The 18548-nt window shown below is 58.5% G+C and carries 19 protein-coding genes and 2 tRNA genes; 15 read left to right on the plus strand and 6 right to left on the minus strand.

The features are described 5' to 3' along the window. The first annotated feature begins 310 nt into the window (after positions 1-310). The 10 genes from ACOKS3_RS10850 to ACOKS3_RS10895 all read left to right on the plus strand — a co-directional run bounded on the left by ACOKS3_RS10850 (position 311) and on the right by ACOKS3_RS10895 (position 9408). Entirely contained in the window at positions 311-1591 is a 1281-nt protein-coding gene (locus tag ACOKS3_RS10850) for a tyrosine-type recombinase/integrase (protein WP_054903458.1), read from the plus strand. A gap of 205 nt (positions 1592-1796) precedes the next feature. Beyond that, complete coding sequence (locus tag ACOKS3_RS10855; RefSeq protein WP_135192339.1) at positions 1797-2234, plus strand: hypothetical protein; 438 nt, start codon at positions 1797-1799, stop codon at positions 2232-2234. A gap of 97 nt (positions 2235-2331) precedes the next feature. Further along, on the plus strand, positions 2332-2967 hold the full coding sequence (locus tag ACOKS3_RS10860; protein WP_054903457.1) for a hypothetical protein: 636 nt from the start codon (positions 2332-2334) through the stop codon (positions 2965-2967). Between the two features lie 765 nt (positions 2968-3732). Next, positions 3733-4134: a DUF6971 family protein gene (locus ACOKS3_RS10865; RefSeq protein WP_054903696.1), complete on the plus strand. Its 402-nt coding sequence runs from the start codon at positions 3733-3735 to the stop codon at positions 4132-4134. 55 nt (positions 4135-4189) lie between these two features. Beyond that, positions 4190-5191, plus strand: a complete 1002-nt coding sequence (locus ACOKS3_RS10870) for a hypothetical protein (protein WP_060482673.1) — start codon at positions 4190-4192, stop codon at positions 5189-5191. Between the two features lie 237 nt (positions 5192-5428). Then, positions 5429-5902 carry a Rha family transcriptional regulator gene (locus ACOKS3_RS10875; RefSeq protein ID WP_054903677.1) on the plus strand — a complete coding sequence of 158 codons (474 nt, stop codon included), beginning with the start codon at positions 5429-5431 and terminating at the stop codon, positions 5900-5902. A gap of 645 nt (positions 5903-6547) precedes the next feature. Continuing rightward, positions 6548-7567, plus strand: a complete 1020-nt coding sequence (sohB, locus tag ACOKS3_RS10880) for a protease SohB (protein ID WP_103446751.1) — start codon at positions 6548-6550, stop codon at positions 7565-7567. Positions 7568-7720: 153 nt separating this feature from the next. Further along, a tRNA-Cys gene (locus ACOKS3_RS10885) sits at positions 7721-7794 on the plus strand. A gap of 421 nt (positions 7795-8215) precedes the next feature. Next, the gene (locus ACOKS3_RS10890) at positions 8216-8515 is read left to right on the plus strand and encodes a hypothetical protein (RefSeq protein WP_103446752.1); all 300 of its coding nucleotides are present in this window, start codon (positions 8216-8218) and stop codon (positions 8513-8515) included. Positions 8516-8958: 443 nt separating this feature from the next. Further along, positions 8959-9408, plus strand: coding sequence for a GNAT family N-acetyltransferase (locus tag ACOKS3_RS10895; RefSeq protein ID WP_103446753.1), 450 nt, complete (start codon positions 8959-8961; stop codon positions 9406-9408). An 807-nt stretch (positions 9409-10215) separates the two neighbouring features. On the opposite strand, the gene ACOKS3_RS10900 is transcribed toward ACOKS3_RS10895, so the two are convergent. Next, positions 10216-10890, minus strand: a complete 675-nt coding sequence (locus tag ACOKS3_RS10900; protein WP_103446754.1) for a polysaccharide lyase family 7 protein — start codon at positions 10888-10890, stop codon at positions 10216-10218. A gap of 615 nt (positions 10891-11505) precedes the next feature. Here ACOKS3_RS10900 and ACOKS3_RS10905 point away from each other — a divergent pair. Continuing rightward, a complete protein-coding gene (locus ACOKS3_RS10905; RefSeq protein WP_103446755.1) occupies positions 11506-11700 on the plus strand; it encodes a hypothetical protein in 195 nt (64 codons plus the stop codon). A gap of 1 nt (position 11701) precedes the next feature. On the opposite strand, the gene ACOKS3_RS10910 is transcribed toward ACOKS3_RS10905, so the two are convergent. Beyond that, positions 11702-12115, minus strand: a complete 414-nt coding sequence (locus ACOKS3_RS10910; protein WP_103446756.1) for a DoxX family protein — start codon at positions 12113-12115, stop codon at positions 11702-11704. A gap of 104 nt (positions 12116-12219) precedes the next feature. Continuing rightward, positions 12220-12304, minus strand: a tRNA-Leu gene (locus ACOKS3_RS10915). A gap of 204 nt (positions 12305-12508) precedes the next feature. On the opposite strand from ACOKS3_RS10915, the gene ACOKS3_RS10920 reads away from it, so the two are divergent. From ACOKS3_RS10920 to ACOKS3_RS10935, 4 genes are all read left to right on the plus strand, one after another. Then, entirely contained in the window at positions 12509-12793 is a 285-nt protein-coding gene (locus ACOKS3_RS10920) for a hypothetical protein (RefSeq protein WP_181004469.1), read from the plus strand. A gap of 84 nt (positions 12794-12877) precedes the next feature. Continuing rightward, complete coding sequence (locus tag ACOKS3_RS10925) at positions 12878-14038, plus strand: two-component system sensor histidine kinase NtrB (RefSeq protein WP_103446757.1); 1161 nt, start codon at positions 12878-12880, stop codon at positions 14036-14038. A gap of 5 nt (positions 14039-14043) precedes the next feature. Further along, a complete protein-coding gene (locus ACOKS3_RS10930) occupies positions 14044-15489 on the plus strand; it encodes an ATPase domain-containing protein (protein ID WP_103446758.1) in 1446 nt (481 codons plus the stop codon). 12 nt (positions 15490-15501) lie between these two features. Further along, positions 15502-15855, plus strand: a complete 354-nt coding sequence (locus ACOKS3_RS10935; protein ID WP_103446759.1) for a response regulator — start codon at positions 15502-15504, stop codon at positions 15853-15855. 68 nt (positions 15856-15923) lie between these two features. Here ACOKS3_RS10935 and csrA read toward each other — a convergent pair whose 3' ends face one another. From csrA to modC, 3 genes are all read right to left on the minus strand, one after another. Continuing rightward, positions 15924-16121 carry a carbon storage regulator CsrA gene (gene csrA / locus ACOKS3_RS10940; protein ID WP_012315047.1) on the minus strand — a complete coding sequence of 66 codons (198 nt, stop codon included), beginning with the start codon at positions 16119-16121 and terminating at the stop codon, positions 15924-15926. A gap of 254 nt (positions 16122-16375) precedes the next feature. Further along, positions 16376-17398, minus strand: a complete 1023-nt coding sequence (locus ACOKS3_RS10945) for a DNA topoisomerase IB (protein ID WP_103446760.1) — start codon at positions 17396-17398, stop codon at positions 16376-16378. A gap of 57 nt (positions 17399-17455) precedes the next feature. Continuing rightward, the gene (gene modC / locus ACOKS3_RS10950) at positions 17456-18547 is read right to left on the minus strand and encodes a molybdenum ABC transporter ATP-binding protein (protein ID WP_103446761.1); all 1092 of its coding nucleotides are present in this window, start codon (positions 18545-18547) and stop codon (positions 17456-17458) included. Position 18548 lies beyond the last annotated feature (1 nt).

Genomic DNA, 18548 nt, shown 5'->3' on the forward strand with positions numbered 1-18548 from the left:
GCGAGGGCACGGGCGCAACGGTATGCTTGCTACAGTTTCGCGCCGATCTGGCGCAGGTTCATAAGGAGTCAACGTGGAGTTTCTTGCCAACTGTCCTTGATCTCGGGTAAAGCCAAGCAGCACGGGGCTTCCACCCAAAATGTCCATCCTTACCGCTGAATCCAGTGTCACAAATCGTCCCAACGTGTCACAAATCGCAGTGCCCTACGTCTACCGTAGAGCCTCTGGGCGCTATCACCTTCGAGTTCGCCTCAAGGGCTGCCACACCTCCTGCACGATCTCGCTCAAGACCACCAATCGACCTGCTGCCATGACAACTGCCAAGCACCTGCTTCAGACCCTCAAAGCGTTCCACCTCGACAACCCAGAGGCATCTTGGGGGGAACTACGGGATAACCTTCGGGACATCGCTGAGGAAGCCTTGGGCAACCCACAAGGCGAAGCCTATGGGCTGGTCCTGTCTGAGGTCTCCGAGAACCTCGCTCAGATAGCCGAGACGATGCCCATGAGGTTAGCCCAAGCGCAGGCCGTTCTGATGGCTCAGAGGGTTCTGGAGGCTGCTCAAGGGCGGCACAGCGGAGACCTGAGAGAGCTGGTCGAGCTGCTCAATGGGGACCTGAAGGGACCTATAGGCAGTGTTAATCAAGTAGGAGATGTCGATAGTCGTGAGCCTGTGCCTGTCCCTGTCCCTATCTGTAAGTCGCTCTCCACGGACAGCTCTACGACCACATTCCAGTCCCTCTACGAAGCCTTCAAGGCTGAGCGTGGCGGGGACAAGTCGGCCAATACCTTGAAGAACTGGAAGAGCAGCACCAGCACCATCGTTGCGCACCTCAGGGACACCGATATGTCCAAGCACACAAGGGCAACCTTTGTGGGCCTTCGTGATGCTCTCTTGGCTGATGGTCGTAAGCCATCCTCTGTTAACAAGGTCATGACCCATGCCTCCACTGTCATTGGCTGGGCTGTGGCTACGGGTCTCATTGAGCGTGACTACTCCAAGAAGCTGACTATCACCAAAGGGGCGGATAGCGACCGCACAGCCTTCACTGGGGACCACCTAAAGGCTCTCCATGACTGGGCAATGGGCAACCTTGGGAACGACTGGAAAGCATCTGTCATTGCCCTTGGGGTTGCCACCGGGGCACGCATTGGAGAGATTCACCAGCTCACCGGCAGTGACATCTATGAGGATGGCGGTCACTGGGTCATGGACATCAACGACAAGGACGGGAAGACCCTCAAGAACTCATTCAGTCGTCGCACAGTGCCACTGCTGGGAATCCCAGAGGACCACCTTGAGAAACTCTCGCAGACCCAAGGGCGGTTGTTCACTCAGTCCAAGAGTGGCTTCGATCAACTCACCAATCAGATGATCCGAGACCTGCTGGGCACTAAGACCGGGGGAGGGCTGTCGTTCCACTCGTTGAGGCACTCTATGGCGTCCGATCTGAAGGCCGCTGGCGTGTCTGTGGGGATCGTCCAGGCCATCTTGGGGCACAGCTCTGGGTCACTTGCATTCGATGTCTACGGGGGCAATGCGGCTGCTTCGAGGGGCCTTATGGTCGAGGCGCTGGGGATGATTCGATAACGGGGCGCGTCTCAGGGAGCACCACAAAGACCTAAATGCCGGATTACAGAGGGCTCCTAAGCGGCTCTCCTTGAAGTGCTTGTGGAGGCGTTCCGTTTAGATATCCGTTAAAATCAAATTGCCATCAAGCCAGACTAATAGGTAAGCTGCTTGTACAGGGAAGTGAAAGCGCCTCAAAAGGTTTTTCTTAAGATGCTTCGCGCCCATGTTGAAAGAAAACTTAAGAATTGTAGGTCGATCAATGAATGCAAGGGAAATAGTTTGTGCGGCAATCCTGGTGCTCCCTGTGGTGGCGTTGGGGGGGCAGGTTGAAGATGAGTTGTATGGGCTAACTAAAAAGACAAGCTCTAACTTCTGCTTTATCACTATACAGAACGACTCTGCGAAAAGTGATGCATTAAATCATTTGAGGATTAGCCCGTCTTCAGTATGTGAGTGCACGTCAATTGAAACAGCTAACGCGATGCAAGCTAATCCGCATTATCATGCCTACCTCAGGAATCTAATTAGAAACGCCAACATTCAGCAAGGTCAGCCACCATCGTTTGAGTACAGTCCAGATCAAGATGTTGCAGTGGCGGAGTATACCAAGGTGTTTAATAATTCTTGGGTTAATTGTGTGACTCGCTTAAAAAAGAGCTGAAGCGCAAGGCTTGAGCTTAAAGCTGTTTCGTAAGTAGGTGTCGTAAAAACCCTCACTATGGCTGCACGTTCGCAGCGGCCATATGAGGACCACTATCATGACCCTGCTCACCCAACCCGGACCATTACACCGCCACGTCGATCACGAAACCGGCACCATCCTTCACATTGACCCAATCACTGGCGAGGTCATCCGCCGCAAGGACATGGTACGACCCGCAAACCTCGAAGCCCAGTATCAGGCATGGGCCGCTGAGCGTCGTGCCGATGAGTCCCTCTCTGAGGACCAACAGAAAGCCGCCAAGGGCCTGACCAACGGCACCCAAGGGCAACCCCAAGAGACCCCAAGCGATGAACCCAAGCGAGGCCGTGGACGCCCAAAGGCCACCTTCGCTAACCCTGTCGCAGCCTACATGCACCTCCTTGCGATTCCCGATCCGCTGCCATGGGTAGACGACATCATTACCGGGTCAATCATCACCAGTGCCGGAGTCACCAACGGAAAGATCAACGTCAAGGCACGAGCGGTCATCGGTGCGTTGTTCCTTTCGGAGATCACAGCGGACGCCTGTAAGACCAATGAGTATTCCTTGAGGACCGCCCAGCGAATCGCCAAGGCTGCTCGACACGCTGCCCATGGGATCGCTTCGTATGTCGAGAGACACCCAGACATCAAGGCTGAGATTGTGGCTGAGGTAGGCGCAGAGGCTCTATTCCGGGGCTTAGCGACTTAACGCCGGATAATATAAAGAAAATCTCAACGACCATCTTCAGGTCAAAGCATCGACCAGACCCAGAGGGAGAGGGGTTGTTAATTACAACTCCCCTCATCTCAAAGGGCATCTTTAAGAACACCTCAAAGGAGACCTTCCAACATGACCAGCATTGTCTGCCCAGCTAACTCACGCCTCACCGAACAAGATATGTCAGTCTTGTCTACTGTATTCCCTCGACCAGCTCGAACCCAGCTCATCGAGTTGCGTCGTGCCCTTAGTGACCATCGCTCCAACTTCAGGACCTACAAGGCTGGACAGGTCACCTTCGATATGGACGGTGTGGCCCAACGGGTCCTCGCTAAGTGCCCCCAAAAGACTCTCGACCGTTTGAATCAACTACTTGAACAAGGGTTGTGTCTTCAAGCCATCGCCTCGACTCACTTGAGGATTCCATTGAGTGGCTCTGAGGGAATCTCACTCACAACTTAAAGATGTCCGTCAAGACTGTCGTTAAAAACCCTCACTATGGGTAAGACAGGAAGACCAACAACAAAATAATTTCTCTCTGCCATTGCTGCACAGCCGTTGCCACGGTTGAACCCTTCGCAATACCGATGCCCTTCAGGCCCGCCATGTCCTGATCCGTCATCAACACCACTCAAATCAAGAACTCATTCGTCAGCCTTGGAAGGTGCCCACGCGGCTCACTCCTTGCCGTCTTGTCGTGCGCGTCTATGGCACCAAGGCTGAGCGAATGGGTCACCTCACAGGAGAACCCAAACCATGAAAATCACTATCACGAAAGTCCTGAAGAACGAAGTCACCGTGTCGGGCCAGACCCTGAACCGTGAGTACGTCGAGAACATCATGCTGCCCATGCTGGTCGCCCAATGCGGGACCGTTAAGGGCCAGCAATTCGAGATCGTTAAGGCGTTCGATGAGGCCGGTCTGTCGCTCCAAGCGATTCCTGTAGTTGCCCGAGAGTACCGCCAGCATCAGTACGAGGACGCCCAAGAGAAGGCCCGTAAACAGGCTGAGGCCAATGCCCATGCTGAGCGGTGCCGTGAGCATACGCCCCGAGAGATCGCCCAAGCGAAGGCTGATCGGGAAGCCCGAAACGCTGCCATTCGTGAGCATGGTCAGAAAATTCTGGCTGCTCGTCGTAGCAATAGCGGTGGCTGGTAACAGCACTTCCCTCGACACACAACCACTTCATTCATCTATTCAGGAGACAACAACCATGACTAAGCCATTCCAGTACACCAAACCCTCGACCTACTCCACTGCCATTGTCGATGAGCACACAGGGTCGATTCGATTCAACACTGCCGATGTCCGTCCAGAGACCCAAGCGGCCACCGATGTGTCCGTCTATGTGGAAGCCCTTGTGGAAGCCGCTGAGGACTATTTGAACGGCGATGAGTGGCGAGAGGCTGCCATGGAGGCAACCCCTTGCGAGTTCCGTCCGGCTGGCTCTGAGGCCACTGGGCAACAAATCATCACCATGGCCGACCGCTCTGTCACCTTCGACCCTCGTAAGAACTGGGATAACCAGACCGTCGAGAAGGGCGAGGTCCTGGCCGGTTCTGTGATCTTCACCGAGGCGACCGACAAGGCATTGGTCATCAGCCACCGAGCTACGATCTTTGACCACAACCTGATGGCAGGCTTCACCGTCCAGTCTATGGAGCAAACCGCTGACAAGATGCTTCGTGACATTGAGCACAGCGCAGCCGGTAAGGTCGCTGCCATCTTGGCGACTGCCCCAAGCACTGAGAGCGTCTCTGAGGCCAAACCAACGGGTAAGCCTGCTGAGATCGCTGAGGACCTCATCGACATCCTCACGACCCACGTTAACCAGACTGTAGGGACCTCGCTGAGCGACTTCGTGATCCTGCTGCCCGTGTCACTGGTGGCTGTTCTTGAGCGTGCTGCTCAACGTGCTGGTCAGGACTCTATCGAGGACCTCATTGGCGCAGGCGTACAGCCGTATACAGGCACTGACCACGGCGTCTTCATGTTGCCCAAGCTTTTCACCTCGCTGAGCTACCGTGAGCGCCAAGACGGTAGCATCTGGAAGATTGAAGCGACTCGCAACCCAAACGCCCAAGGCTGGGACCTTGAGATCGTGGCTGTGGTGGACATCATCGCCAATGGCATGGTCAAGGTAGCTCTGACCGAGGATCGTCTTCAGACCGTTCAAGTGCCGTTCCCGCTGGTCACTCGCATTGCCCTGAGCTGATCTAAGGGAAACCCTGAGCTGATCTAAGGGAAACCCTGATAGCCCCGTAAGGCCGGACCTAAAGAGGGACCGGCAGGGGCACAGCTTCACCTATCCGCATCATCGCCCGTCGCTGGGCATCTATCTAACCGAAAGTCTTTCTGTTTGTTCCTTCATGCCACCGGCAGAAACCTTGGTCGGGTCTTTCGGCTGCCGGTGGGAGCGAACTTGAGGGAGCAAACAAGAGGAAAACAGACTATGACCATGACCACCAATACAGCGACCATCTTCGAGAACATCTCCAAGGCCGGAGCGGTATCCTCAACGACTCTCAACGGCTTACCCGGTATGTCGTCCTTGGAGATCGCTGAGATCACCGGTAAGCGCCATGACCATGTACTCAGAGACATCCGAAAGATGCTCAACGAGCTGGAAAGGGAGACCCCAAATCTGGGGGCACCTCAATGGGTCGAGGCCAGCTACCAGTCCAGTCAAAGCAAGTTATTACCGCTGACCATTCTCGACAAAGAGCTGACCTTTACGCTGCTCTCCCGGTATTCCTTCAAGCTGTCCAACATGATCGTCAAGCGCTGGCTTGAACTGGAAGGCTCAGGGTTTGAACGTGTGTCGATACAGGCTGCTGTGGTTCACCTGCTCGAACGAGAGAAGGACAACTATCGAATCGCAATGAGGGACATCAAGGCCGCTGCAAGGCGTCTCAAGGCCCGCTGAGGTCGTTGATTGATACTTCCTCAAACGAAGCGTGACGGGCTATGCTCAATAGCTAAGTTGCCCACAAAAAGGTCCCGCGATGAGTGTCACACTGTGCTACACCTACAAGGGCAAACGGGTAGTCACTAAGGTGCCTGTCGAGTCTCTGACACCACATGCGGCGCTATGCTATGCCTTGCTTCAATCAGGCGCTTCTAATGACCAATCTCAAGGGAGGTGGCCGCATACCTATGAGCGCCTCCTTGAGGTAGCCCTGCAACACGAACTCACAGACGTTCGCTTTCACAAGTCACTCTAACCCTTCAAGGAGAACCCCATGGACCACCTACAGGCCCTCTACTGGGTCTGTCTGGCCGTTCAACTGGGGTTCTGGTTGTGGTCGCATAGGCCCCCTTGAGAATCCGACAGAAAAATCTGAAAGGTCACCTATTCAATCATTCCCGCGCAGGTTCCCCCGTAGGCCCTCGCATGGGTGCCCGTAGGCGCGATAGGGACCCCTCACGGGCAGGTGATAAGGACCCAGAAGAAAGCCCGAAAGGTGCGCCGCTGAGCCTGCCTCAAGTGCTTCGGAATGTCACAAGACCGTACCAAAGTGTCACAAGCCATGGTAGCGTAGCCCTTTAATTCCGGGCATTGAGGACTACTGTGGAGTTTCTTGCCGAATACGCAAGCTTTCTCGCCAAAACGGCCACCCTGGTTATTGCCATCCTGGTGGTGTTGTCCGCCATCGCCGGTTTGCGCGGCAAGGGGCGGCGCAAGGCCGGTGGGCAATTGCAGGTCACCCGGCTCAACGAATTCTATAAAGAGCTGCGTGAGCGCCTGGAAAGCGGCCTGCTCGACAAGGCCCAGCTCAAGGCCCTGCGCAAGCAGCAGGCCAAGGCGGAAAAACAGCAGAAGAAGGGCAAGGCCGAACAGAAGGACCGAGTGTTCGTGCTCGACTTCGACGGTGATATCAAGGCTTCCGCCACCGAAAGCCTGCGAAACGAGATCACCGCACTGCTGACCCTGGCCACCCCACGCGATGAAGTGGTGCTGCGCCTGGAAAGCGGCGGTGGCCTGGTACACAGCTATGGCCTGGCCGCCTCGCAACTGGCACGCATCCGCCAGGCCGGCATCCCGCTCACCGTGTGCATCGACAAGGTCGCGGCCAGCGGCGGGTACATGATGGCTTGCATCGGTGAGAAGATCGTCAGCGCGCCATTCGCCGTGTTGGGTTCGATCGGTGTGGTGGCGCAGCTGCCCAACGTCAACCGCCTGTTGAAGAAGCACGACATCGATTTCGAAGTTCTGACCGCCGGCGAGTACAAGCGCACCCTGACCGTATTTGGCGAAAACACCGAGAAGGGCCGGGAAAAGTTCCAGGAAGACCTGGACATCACTCACCAGCTGTTCAAGGACTTCGTGGCCCGCTACCGCCCGCAGCTGCACATCGATGAAGTGGCCACCGGTGAGGTCTGGCTCGGCGTTGCCGCCCTGAACCGCAAGCTGGTCGATGCACTGCAGACCAGTGACGAATACCTCAGCGACCGTGCCCGCACGGCCAACCTGTTCCACCTGCACTATGCCGAGCGCAAGAGTTTGCAGGAGCGTATCGGCATGGCGGCCAGCGGCACTGTCGAGAACACCGTGGTAGGTTTGTGGAGTAAACTCGGGCGCTTGCGCTAACACCTTGAACCCGTTGAAATTTTTTTTCGTTCAGGGGGTTGCAAGGTGAAAGGAATGCGGACATAATGGCGCCCATCGAAACGCAGCAAACCTTGAAAAGGTGCGGTGTTTCAAGGAGATAGCAAGGCGCAAGCTGCTAGATCCGAACTTTGAGGCCGAGTAGCAAAGTGGTTATGCTCCGGATTGCAAATCCGTCTACGCCGGTTCGATTCCGACCTCGGCCTCCACCATTCGAAAGCCCCGCAGATTAACGTCTGCGGGGTTTTTCTTTGGGCGATACAAAACCAGATCGTTTCCGCATCCTGATGCATCGTTTCCGCATCAGCCCTCTACTTGGTCGGGCCGACCACTTCCAGCCGGTGATCGTAGAACCAGGCGTAGGAAATCAACTCCTCGTCTGTGGATGGCCGCGCATCCAGAAGCCGTGCTCATCACGCTCAATGGCTACTGGCTGAATCAGTTGCTTTTTTTCAGGCATGGCTTCGTCCTTGGCCGCCATATCGCGGCAGTGAACAGAGGGGGAGGGGTTAAAAAATGGAGCTTTTGTTCGCAGCCGGTGGTCAAGCTAGTTGGATAGGCCTAATCACAAATGAGGGGCCTTCCTGTTCTAGTTGCACCATTCATCATCCGGCGATGGAGGAGAGCTGCATGCGCATGCGAGGCAACGTTTACTGGGCTTGGGCGGACCCTACGCTTCACCATAGAAGTCATGAAGAGACGCTGCACGACGGCACCCACATAAATGTTCAGGTCCGACTTTCCCGCACCGGAGGGACGCAGCTTTTTCTGGGCGTTTACGCGCGATCGGGTATGGCATTGCATGAGGAGGCATTTGCCTCCAGACCCAGAGAGTCGATGGCCAGGGCGCTAGCCTGGGGTGTCGTCCGTGCGCGCCGCATTGCTGTGGAGGGCGTGTCTTCTGTTGATCGTCTCACCGCCTCGGGATAGAGGGGAGAGGGGTTGCAGCGATGGAGTACGGATGTACTCCTTCAGGGTTCGTCGTACTCGGCCTGCGGCGTGTGCACGATGCCGATCATCTTCGGGGCGAGTTTTGGCGCTGATCGGGCATGCTTGGAGCGGTACCGGCAGATGTTCGGCTTCTTGTGCGCTGTTTGCGAAAGGTGGCAATTTGATAGCGAGTTGGTCATCGACCGCTATCGACTCACAACTGCCTTTCGCTGAGGGCATCTAACGGTTAGAAGCGGCCATCAATCAATGCCCTCGTCTGGCCGGTCGCTGACTGGGGCAAAGGGCAACATCCAACCCGAAGCTGTCAGTCCATAACGTTACCTGTCGCGCATGGCAGTGACTGTTAGAGAGGCATTGCTGCGTATCTCAAAGGCGGATGTTCGGGTATAAAAATACCCCTACCCAAGTCACGGACGACGACGATGCTGATACGCAAGATGACTCAGGAAGACCTGCCAAGCGCCAATGCCCTGTGCCTGGAGGCGTTCATGTTAGCCGTTGCGCCATCGCTGTCGGCCCAGGGGGTGGAAACCTTCTCAAAGCTGGCTGCTCAGAAGGCGTTTGCCGAACGAATGGCAAGTGACAACCTAATGCTGGTTTGTATCGCGGAGGGAATCCTGGTCGGGCTGATCGAGCTAAAGGAAGGGCGCCATGTAGCAATGCTGTTCGTTGCGCCGGCCTGGCAGCGCCACGGCGTCGGCAGGCGTTTGGTGAATGCGGCTCTGGGGCAGGCCAGGGCCAATGTAGTAACAGTTAGAGCGTCGCTATCTTCAGTCGCCGCTTATGAACGTTACGGTTTTGCGTTGGCAGGGGAAGTGGGTGAGTTTGCCGGGCTGTTCTACCAACCGATGGAGAAGCGGTTGACCATTTGAAGGGACGCCTAACTCCCAGGCTGCTGTTCACTAATGACTTCAATGGCCGTTAGGGGCGTTGCGCCAAGGGCCGCCATGGGTCCAGGCTGTGTGAAAACACATTTTTATAACGATTCGGCCATGGGGTATTTGTCCGGGTTTTGAGGCACCATATGGTCTCTAGGAATCCAGCAGCTCGACGCAGCTCGCAAACCAAATCTGGAAGAATGAATGCCTTCCCGTCGCCGCCTCAGTAGTGTCTGTCAAAGTATTGCGCATCACGCTGCCAGCGGTCTGTCGTACGTACACCCACATCTGTTGCAAGCGCTCAAAGTAACCGGGGAGCCTTTCGCGACGGTGGATCTACTGAGTGCGACCCCATACCCGAAGGAGCTTCGCAGTCATCCCCACCTTCCCACCGCCCTCTCTTCATTACGTGATCGTTTTGAACAAATTTTGAAATCTGAGGGATTTTTAATAACCGACCTCAACGAGGCCAAACTATTTTTCAAATCTGATGGCCAATACCACGACGAGTATTGTTGCGAATGTCACGCAAGGTTGTCCCATTCAAGCGGCCGTAAATACTTTGCGGCAGTCAACTGCATGGGTAAATCCATTGTTCCCCAACCCGCAAATTTATGTCCAGGCCCCACCGACGATGTCCTTAATCGGTGCGGAAACGAAAAGATTGTAAGTTTTTGAAAAGAAAGAAAATGAATTGCGGATTGTAAATCCGTCTACGCCGGTTCGATTCCGACCTCGGCCTCCCCCATTCGAGAAACCCCGCAGATGAAAATCTGCGGGGTTTTTCATTTTGCCCGGCATTCAGCCATGACTGAGCGAAAGCTCACTGATGATGCACACCGAACCGTCATCAGCCGGCGTCGCATCGGTGTAATCGACCTGGTTGTAGATCCCGCCATGGAACTCGAACAGGCGAGTGTCCCAGCTGTCATCCAGCTGCAGTTCACTCGATGTTCTGGAGACGCCGTTGCACCGGGCGGTCACCTTGACCACACCCGCCGAGGTGGCATGAATGATCACGTCGAATTTCGTACCGAGCGGCACGCCCTGCAGGAGCGTGCTGTTCACCGGGGTGGTCTGGTTGTAGGACGTCCGGAAACCCAGGGTGATGTTGCCCTTGTTCCAGAACACCTTCACCGGCGGGCTGTCGTCCCCCCTGACGTGCATCTGGCTGACGACGACTTTTTGCGCCGAGTTGACCTTGGTCAGGGTCATGGCCTGGCGGTTCCAGTGATCCGGGGCGCTGCCCAGCGTCCAGTTCTGAGTCTCCGACCACTCGCAACGGGTTCTGTGGGTGCTCTTGCTCGAAGCCCCTTTGGTCGGTGCCGTGAACTGAACCGACCCGTCGCTGAGCACCTTCACCACGCTGGGGAACTCGGCGATGGCCTCGGCGCCATTGAGTTCAAGTGCGACAGGGTTCGTTGAAGAGACTGCCACCGGGGTAGCGATCGTTAGATTGCTGATGTTTACGGTCATAAATACTCCTGACGATAAAATCATTGGCCTGGCACGATTGCCTTCCAACCGTGATGCGTTCCTCCGCATCCGGCTGGGCACTCGTGAATGCGCAGGCGGATGATCTGGAATGCGCGACACCTGTATGTATATACAGTACATTCGAATGATCTTTTTGCAAGCCCCGCAAACAGGTAAGGCGTGATGACAGGTAAGAAAGTGGCCCAGCTCTGCGGGGGAAGCCAAAGAAAAGCCCGGCTCAGGGTCGGGCTTTGCTCAGGTTTTTCTGGCGATGAGGGGCTCGCCTGCGTGCGCTCGGGCATAGGATGCGACAACCTTCCGTACACATTTCCAATACCCGGAAAAAGAAAAACCCGCCAACCAGGGGCGGGTCCTAAAGAACGTACGGAGCAGGATCAGAATGCCAAAGCGCTTGTCATGAACTCGTGAAGTTCACGTTGATAGCGTGTCGACACTCTTCATGAGCAAAAAAGCCCGCCATGAAGGCGGGCAACAGACGTTTTGAAGGGAGAGATTTCAGCCTGAGGCCCGCTGGTTAAGTCAGCATTAACCGCAATCCATTGACCACGGCCAACGATGCGCCTATACAGGCGTGCCAGATTTCCAGGAGCCACCATGCGCGACGAAGACGACCTGCACGAACCCGAGCACGATCACCTGCTCGATCATGAATTCCTCTATGAAGACTACGACCCTGAAGCGGATGCCCAAGGCGCCGAAGACGAAGTCGAGGAGGACGAAGAGCTGCTGGATGACCTCGATGACGAAGAGCGCGATCACCCAGCCTGGCACGACGACCTGGACGACTGAATCAGCGCCCGTCGACCGAGAAGCGCCCAGGGCCGCTGACCGCCAGCACCAGCAGGCCGCCGCAGATGCTGAGGTTTTTCAGGAACTGGGTCATGTTGGCAGCGCGCTCCGGGTCGACCATGTTCCAGAACGGATGGCCAAGCAGCCCGGTCCCCAGCACGAACAGGGCAAACAGGAAGGCCAGCGGGCGGGTGTAGAAGCCCAGGATCAGCAGGATGCCGACAACGAACTCCATGATCACCGCAATCGCTGCCGCCAGCATCGGGGCAGGGGCGCCCAGTGAGGTCATGTAGCCGACCGTGCCTTCGAAGCCAGTGATCTTGGCCCAGCCAGAAAGGACGAAGAGGATCATGAGCAGAACGCGGGCGATCAGGAGGATGATGTCGCGTTGACCATCGAACAGGGAGTAGCGCATGGCGGCATACCGGTAGATGGAGACAAGCTCCACTCTAGCAGTTGCGCGGGGGATTGCTGTCGGGCAGCAAAAAGGCGCCGCAAGGGCGCCTTTTCAAAGGAGTTTGGTGCGAGTGGCGGGACTCGAACCCGCAAGGCTCACGCCGACAGATTTTAAGTCTGCTGTGTATACCAATTCCACCACACTCGCACGCTTGACAGGGTCGTAGTGACCGGCGCGCTTCTAGGCAGAAGGGCCTGACAATCAAGTGCGCTTTATAACCCATTGTTATAGTTGAGTCAATCGCAGCAACTATGATCAAAGGGATGAGGGAGTCGATCGATTGGGCAATTGACACCTTGCTGTCATTAGGCCACTGTTGCCCACTTCTTTGGATCCAATGAGTGAGACTCCATGTCCCATTCCACTCCCTCGGCACTTCCCGGGCGTACTGTTCGCCCCCGGTTGTTCTGGCGCCTGCTGTTCGCGCAGGTGTTGCTGCTGGGCGCTTTTCTTTACCTTAGTCTGATCACCCTCGGTGGTTACCTGCTGCTGCTCGGTTTCGATGCCGAGCACCCGCAACCGCAGCGCTTGATGGCGCTGGCGGGTGGCGGCCTGATACTGCTGGTGGGCCTGTGGTTGCTGATAGTGGCGATGCCGCGGCGAATCAGCCCGGTCATGGTCGAACCCGAGCATTGATAATCTGTTGCAGCGTGTGCTGTTGAAGAAGCGTACGCTTGGCTAAGCTATCCAAATCCCTCCTGCTGTGCCTGTGGAGTTTGCATGGTTTCAGCCGACTGTATCGATCACCCGGTCATGCCCGCTAGCCGCTATGAGCAGTTGGTGCAATCGGTTGTGGATTACGCCATCTACATGCTTGATCCCTCCGGCCATGTGGTGTCCTGGAACGCAGGCGCGCAGCGGATCAAGGGCTACCGCGCCGAAGAAGTCATAGGCCGGCATTTCTCGCTGTTCTTCACTCCTCAAGATTGCGCCGAAGGGCGCCCGGAGTGCCTGCTCAAGCAGGCCCTGGAGCAGGGCGTGGCGCAGGACGAAGGCTGGCGCGTGCGCAAGGACGGCACGCAGTTCTGGGCCCTGGCCGCGCTCGATGTCATCCGTGACGAACAGGGGCAGATCGTCGGCCTGGCCAAGGTCACCCGTGATATCACCGACCGGCGCGAATCCGCGCTGCAGCTCGATGCCGTGCGTGCCCAGCTGTTCCAGGCGCAGAAGCTCGAGGCGCTGGGCCAGCTTACCGGCGGCCTGGCGCACGACTTCAACAACCTGCTGACCATCATCATCAGCTCGGCGCGCCTGGCGCAAGCCAGCCAGGACCCGGAGCGGGTGCAGCGCATGCTTGGGCACATTCTCGATGCCGGGCAGCGCGGCACCGAGCTGACCCAACAACTGCTCAGCTTTGCCCGTCACCGAGAACTCGATGTCTCGCTGGTCGCCCCGGCCAAGCTGCTGGAGTCCACGCGCGGCCTGCTGGAGCATGCGTTGCCGCGTGAAATCGTCTTGCAGGAGTACTTGCAGTCGGATCTGCCGCTGATCGAGGTGGATATCGGGCAGCTGCAGATGGTGCTGCTCAACCTGCTGTTCAACGCGCGCGATGCGATCGGTGAGCGGGGCACGATCGACCTGGCGGTGCTCACGGTCGATCTGGCAGGCGAAGTCGAGGGGCTGCACGGCAGGTTCGTGTGCTTCGAAGTGAATGACAGTGGTGACGGTATCGGCCCGCTGGTGCTGCCGCGCATCTTCGAGCCGTTCTTCACCACCAAGCCTTTTGGCAAGGGCACCGGGCTTGGCCTCAGCCAGGTCTACGGTTTTGCCAAGCAGAGCAATGGCGCCATCCGTGTCGACAGCACGCTCGGCCGGGGCACGTGCATGCGCCTGTATCTTCCGGCCTATCAGCCCGATGCTGGGGCACAAGACGACAGGTAGCCACCATGGTGCAGGCACTCAAACGGCTGGTCACGGGGATCGAAGGGCTCGATGCATTGCTCAAGGGCGGCTTGGTCGCGGGCGCCTCCTACATCGTTCAGGGGCCGCCCGGTGCGGGCAAGACCATCCTGGCCAACCAGTTGGCTTGCGGCCATGTGCGTGAAGGTGGCAAGGTGCTGGTGGCGACCTTGCTCAGCGAGTCCCACGAACGCTTGTTCCAGTACCTGGCGACCATGGAGTTCTTCGACCCTGGCATGGTCGGTGATCAGATCCAGTTCGTCAGCGCCTTCGATACCCTTGAACAGGAAGGGCTGGATGCAGTGGTCAAACTGCTGCGCCAGGAAATCAGCAAGCAACAGGCGAGCCTGCTCATCGTCGATGGCGTGCTCAATGCCCGAGTGCGTGCGGAAACCGCGCTGGACACCAAGAAGTTCGTCTCGGAATTGCAGGGCCATGCGGCGTTCGCCGGTTGTACCGTGCTGCTGCTGACCAGCGCGCGCCTGGATGACAACAGCCCGGAGCACACCATGGTCGATGGTGTGATCGAGTTGGGCGAGCAACTGGTCGGTAGCCGAGCGGTACGCCATGTGCAGCTGCGCAAGACTCGGGGCAGCGGGGCATTGTCCGGTCGCCACGAGTGCCTGATCGATGAGGCGGGGATGCACGTCTATCCGCGTCTGGAATCGCTTTACAGTCACCCCAGCCAGTTTGGTAGTGCCTCCCTGAGCCGGGTATCCACGGGTGTCGAGGCATTGGATGAAATGCTGGGCGGGGGGCTGACATTGGGCTCGGTCAGCCTGCTGATGGGGCCTTCAGGGATTGGCAAGACCTCCCTGGGCCTGGCATTTCTGGCGGCGGCCAGCGCCGAGCAGCCGGCCTTGCATTTTGGCTTCTACGAGACCCCCGCGAGGCTGCGGCTGAAAGCTGCATCGCTGGGTTACGACTTCGCCGCACAGGAGCGCACAGGTGCCTTGCAGCTTTGCTGGCAACCGACCACCGAAGGCCTGCTGGACCAGGTGGGCGCGCGCCTGCTCGAGCAGGTCGAGCAGCAGGGCAGCAAGCGCGTGCTGATCGACAGCCTGGGCGCGTTCAGCCGCCTGGCGACCGACCCGGCGCGGCTCAATGCGTTCTTCCGTGCCTTGGCGGGTGAGCTGCGGGCCCGGGATGTCAGCGTCATGCTCACCTGGGAGATGCGTGATATTTTCGGTTCGGAAATCACCGCCCCGGCGCCGGACTTGTCGAGCATCGTCGACAACCTCATGCTGATGCGCTTCGTCGAGCTGGACTCGCAACTGCGGCGCATGCTGTCGATCCTTAAGGTGCGCGACAGCCATCACGACCCTGCGCTGCACGAGCTGCACATCGGGCCACAGGGTATAAGCCTGCGCAAGGCGTTCGAGGGTGCCTGTGGCGTTCTTTCGGGCACGCCGGTGCCGCAAGGGGGTGGCTGACGGGGCCTGCCGATGAACACCATCCTGATCGTCGATGACGAATACCTGATCGCCGATATCCTCGGCTTTGCCCTGGAGGACGAAGGGTTTCTGGTGGAAAAGGCGAGCAACGGGCGCAAGGCCCTGGAGGCGTTGCAGGAAAAGCGAGTGGAGCTGGTGATCACCGACTACATGATGCCAGTGCTCGACGGCGGAGAGCTGGCGCGGGCTATCCGCGACGAACTGGGGCTGAATGACTTGCCAGTGATTCTCATGAGCGGCGCACAGGCCAACAAGGCCGACCCGAGACTGTTCGCTGCGGTCTTCGACAAGCCGTTCGACATGGACAGGATGATCGCCAAGGTGCGCGAGCTGCTCGGCACCTGAGGTTCAGGTTGCGGCTTGCGCCGGCCATTCGATCAAGCGCGTCCGTGCGGCTTGAAGCGAGGCTCGGGTCAGTGTTGGTCGTCGTGCTTTTCCGGAGCCGGGCTGCCGGCCTGGATGCGCTTGAAGATTTCTTCACGGTGCACCTGAACATCCTTTGGTGCATCGATGCCAATCCTCACCTGCATCCCTTTTACGCCCAGAATGGTGACTTTGATGTCATCGTTGATGACGATACTTTCGCCAACCTTACGGGTGAGTATCAGCATGTAGTTCTCCTTGGTGATGTCGAAATCCGTCGGGCCATTGGGCTGCAACGGTGGGAGCTTGTCCCTCTTCCTTCTCATTAAAGACGCTTTCGGCGGATAGTAATTCCCCGAAAGACAAATTCTGTTGCGTGTCTTTAGTTGCAGGTGCCGAGGTAAATGCTGCTAAGCGTGTCGGCGAAGGTGCTCGGTGGCAAGAATAGGGGGCTTCGGCCTTAATGGGAAATTTCTCTGCATGATAGGTCGAATAGTTCGGCTCAATCATCGTCTGTTGTTTCCAGGGCCTGGAGGAACAGCAGCAAGGCCACCTCTTCGGCATCCAGCCCCTTGCGCACGCGGCGCCCAGGCAATTCGGCCAGGCGCCCGAGGGCGTAATGTTCGAGCACGGCCGGATGGATATAACAGCGCCTGCACACCGCCGGGGTATTGCCCAGGCGAGCGGCGACCTGCTTGACGATGGTCGCGATCTGGCGCTTGGCCTCGCTTTCCGGCTCCCAGGCCAGAGGCCTGAGCAGGCTCAGGGCCAGGCTGCTTCCTGCCCAGGTGCGGTAGTCCTTGGCGGTGAAGTCGGCGCCGGTCAGTTGCTGCAGGAACTGGTTGACCTCGCTGGAGCCGATGCTGTGCCGCTGGCCGTCTTCATCCAGGTACTGGAACAGGGCCTGCCCGGGCAATTCCATACAGCGCTTGAGCAGGTTGGCCAGGCGCCGGTCACGCAGCGTGACGTTGTGCTCGACACCGCGCTTGCCACGGAACTGGAAGCGTACGGTGCTGCCTTTCACCTCGACGTGGCGATTGCGCAGCGTGGTCAGGCCGTAGGACTGGTTGTCGCGCAGATAGCGCTGGTTGCCGATGCGGATGAGTGTGTGGTCGAGCAGGCTCACCACCAGCGCCATGACCTTTTCCCGGTCAAGACCCGGGCGGGCGAGATGCGCTTCCAGTTGTGCCCGCAGCTTGGGCAGGGCCTGGGCAAAGGCCAGCATGCGCCCATACTTGTGCTGGTCGCGCAGTTCGCGCCATTGCGCGTGGTAGCGGTATTGCTTGCGGCCTCGGGCATCGCGGCCGGTGGCTTGCAGGTGGCCCCGCGGGTCGCTGCAGATCCAGACATCGGTGTAGGCCGGCGGGATGACCAGCGCGGCGATTCGCGCCAGGGTCTCCTGGTCGCGGATGCGTCGCCCCTGGTCATCGAGGTAGATGAAACGGTCGCGCCAGCGACGCCGGGTCAGCCCCGGCTGGCTGTCGTCGACATAGTGCAGGCTGGGTGGAAGAGGGCAGTCGAGCATCGGTGGCAGGCCTCGATCAGGTCACTGATCAGTGGACAACGGCCACGGCGATGATGCTCAGCCCAGCAGTGCCACCGACTTGATCTGGGCGAACAGCGCCTGGCCCGAGTGCAGGCCGAGCTGGTCCGCCGAGAACCGGGTGATGCGCGCCAGCAAGGCGTTGCCGCCGGCATCCAGGCTTACCAGTACATGCGCCGGGTTGTCCGCCGGGCGCGCTTCGCGCACTCGCACCGGCAGGCGGTTGAGAATGCTCGAGGTGCTGTCGGCGCGCAGTGCCAGGCTCACATCCCGGGCCTGGACCTTGACCCGCAAGGTGCTGCCCATGCTGTGCGCGGGGTGGGCGATGCGCAGCAAAAGTGCGTCACTGCCGGGCAGGCGCAGGTCGAGCAGGTCGTAGTGCGGGTCGTGACCGACGACCATGCCCTCGAAGACCACCCCGGCGTCCTCGCCTTGGGCCAGCGACAGGTCGAGGCGGGCCAGGGTCTCGCCGATCGGCCCACTGGCCATGGCCCGGCCTTGCTCCAGCAGTACCAGGTGGTCGGCCAGCCGTGCCACTTCGTCCTGGGCATGGCTGACATAGATAAGAGGGATGTCCAGTTCGTCGTGCAGGCGTTCGAGGTACGGCAGGATCTCGCGCTTGCGTGGCCCATCGAGTGCGGCCAGCGGTTCGTCCATCAGCAACAGGCGCGGGCTGCTGAGCAATGCGCGGGCAATGCCGACCCGCTGGGCTTCGCCGCCCGACAAGGTGGCCGGCTTGCGTTCGAGCAGGTGGCCGATGCCCAGCAGTTGGCAGGCCTGCTCAAGGCTGACCTTGCGCTCGGTCGGGGCGATGCGCCGCCAGCCGAATTCCAGGTTGCCGCGCACCGACAGGTGCGCAAACAAGCTGGCCTCCTGGAACACGTAGCCCACCGGCCGCAGGTGCGGTGCCAGGAAGTGAGCGTGGGCGCTGTCCTCCCAGACCTCGCCGTTGACCTCGATATAGGCACTGGCCGCCCGTTCCAGCCCGGCCAGGCAGCGCAGGCACGAGGTCTTGCCCGAACCGGAATGGCCAAACAGCGCGCTGATGCCGCGGCCCGGCAGGTTCAGGTCAACGTCCAGGGTGAAGTCGTCGCGCGCCAGCTTCAGGCGCGCCACAATCGATCCGCTCATT

The organism is Pseudomonas sp. HS6-2 (assembly GCF_049325675.2).
GTDB classification, from domain to species: Bacteria; Pseudomonadota; Gammaproteobacteria; order Pseudomonadales; family Pseudomonadaceae; genus Aquipseudomonas; species Aquipseudomonas putida_N.

Excerpts from the sequence above, each read along its gene's own strand:
- ACOKS3_RS10910 (WP_103446756.1), bottom strand. The coding sequence starts at position 12,115 with ATGCGCTACTCCCTGTTCGATGGTCAACGCGACATCATCCTCCTGATC.
- ACOKS3_RS10945 (WP_103446760.1), bottom strand. The coding sequence starts at position 17,398 with ATGCTCGACTGCCCTCTTCCACCCAGCCTGCACTATGTCGACGACAGC.
- ACOKS3_RS10895 (WP_103446753.1), top strand. The coding sequence starts at position 8,959 with ATGCTGATACGCAAGATGACTCAGGAAGACCTGCCAAGCGCCAATGCC.
- ACOKS3_RS10860 (WP_054903457.1), top strand. The coding sequence starts at position 2,332 with ATGACCCTGCTCACCCAACCCGGACCATTACACCGCCACGTCGATCAC.
- csrA (WP_012315047.1), bottom strand. The coding sequence starts at position 16,121 with ATGCTGATACTCACCCGTAAGGTTGGCGAAAGTATCGTCATCAACGAT.
- ACOKS3_RS10900 (WP_103446754.1), bottom strand. The coding sequence starts at position 10,890 with ATGACCGTAAACATCAGCAATCTAACGATCGCTACCCCGGTGGCAGTC.
- ACOKS3_RS10850 (WP_054903458.1), top strand. The coding sequence starts at position 311 with ATGACAACTGCCAAGCACCTGCTTCAGACCCTCAAAGCGTTCCACCTC.
- ACOKS3_RS10855 (WP_135192339.1), top strand. The coding sequence starts at position 1,797 with ATGTTGAAAGAAAACTTAAGAATTGTAGGTCGATCAATGAATGCAAGG.
- ACOKS3_RS10925 (WP_103446757.1), top strand. The coding sequence starts at position 12,878 with ATGGTTTCAGCCGACTGTATCGATCACCCGGTCATGCCCGCTAGCCGC.
- ACOKS3_RS10865 (WP_054903696.1), top strand. The coding sequence starts at position 3,733 with ATGAAAATCACTATCACGAAAGTCCTGAAGAACGAAGTCACCGTGTCG.
- modC (WP_103446761.1), bottom strand. The coding sequence starts at position 18,547 with ATGAGCGGATCGATTGTGGCGCGCCTGAAGCTGGCGCGCGACGACTTC.
- ACOKS3_RS10875 (WP_054903677.1), top strand. The coding sequence starts at position 5,429 with ATGACCATGACCACCAATACAGCGACCATCTTCGAGAACATCTCCAAG.
- ACOKS3_RS10890 (WP_103446752.1), top strand. The coding sequence starts at position 8,216 with ATGCGCATGCGAGGCAACGTTTACTGGGCTTGGGCGGACCCTACGCTT.
- ACOKS3_RS10930 (WP_103446758.1), top strand. The coding sequence starts at position 14,044 with ATGGTGCAGGCACTCAAACGGCTGGTCACGGGGATCGAAGGGCTCGAT.
- ACOKS3_RS10905 (WP_103446755.1), top strand. The coding sequence starts at position 11,506 with ATGCGCGACGAAGACGACCTGCACGAACCCGAGCACGATCACCTGCTC.
- ACOKS3_RS10870 (WP_060482673.1), top strand. The coding sequence starts at position 4,190 with ATGACTAAGCCATTCCAGTACACCAAACCCTCGACCTACTCCACTGCC.
- ACOKS3_RS10920 (WP_181004469.1), top strand. The coding sequence starts at position 12,509 with ATGTCCCATTCCACTCCCTCGGCACTTCCCGGGCGTACTGTTCGCCCC.
- ACOKS3_RS10935 (WP_103446759.1), top strand. The coding sequence starts at position 15,502 with ATGAACACCATCCTGATCGTCGATGACGAATACCTGATCGCCGATATC.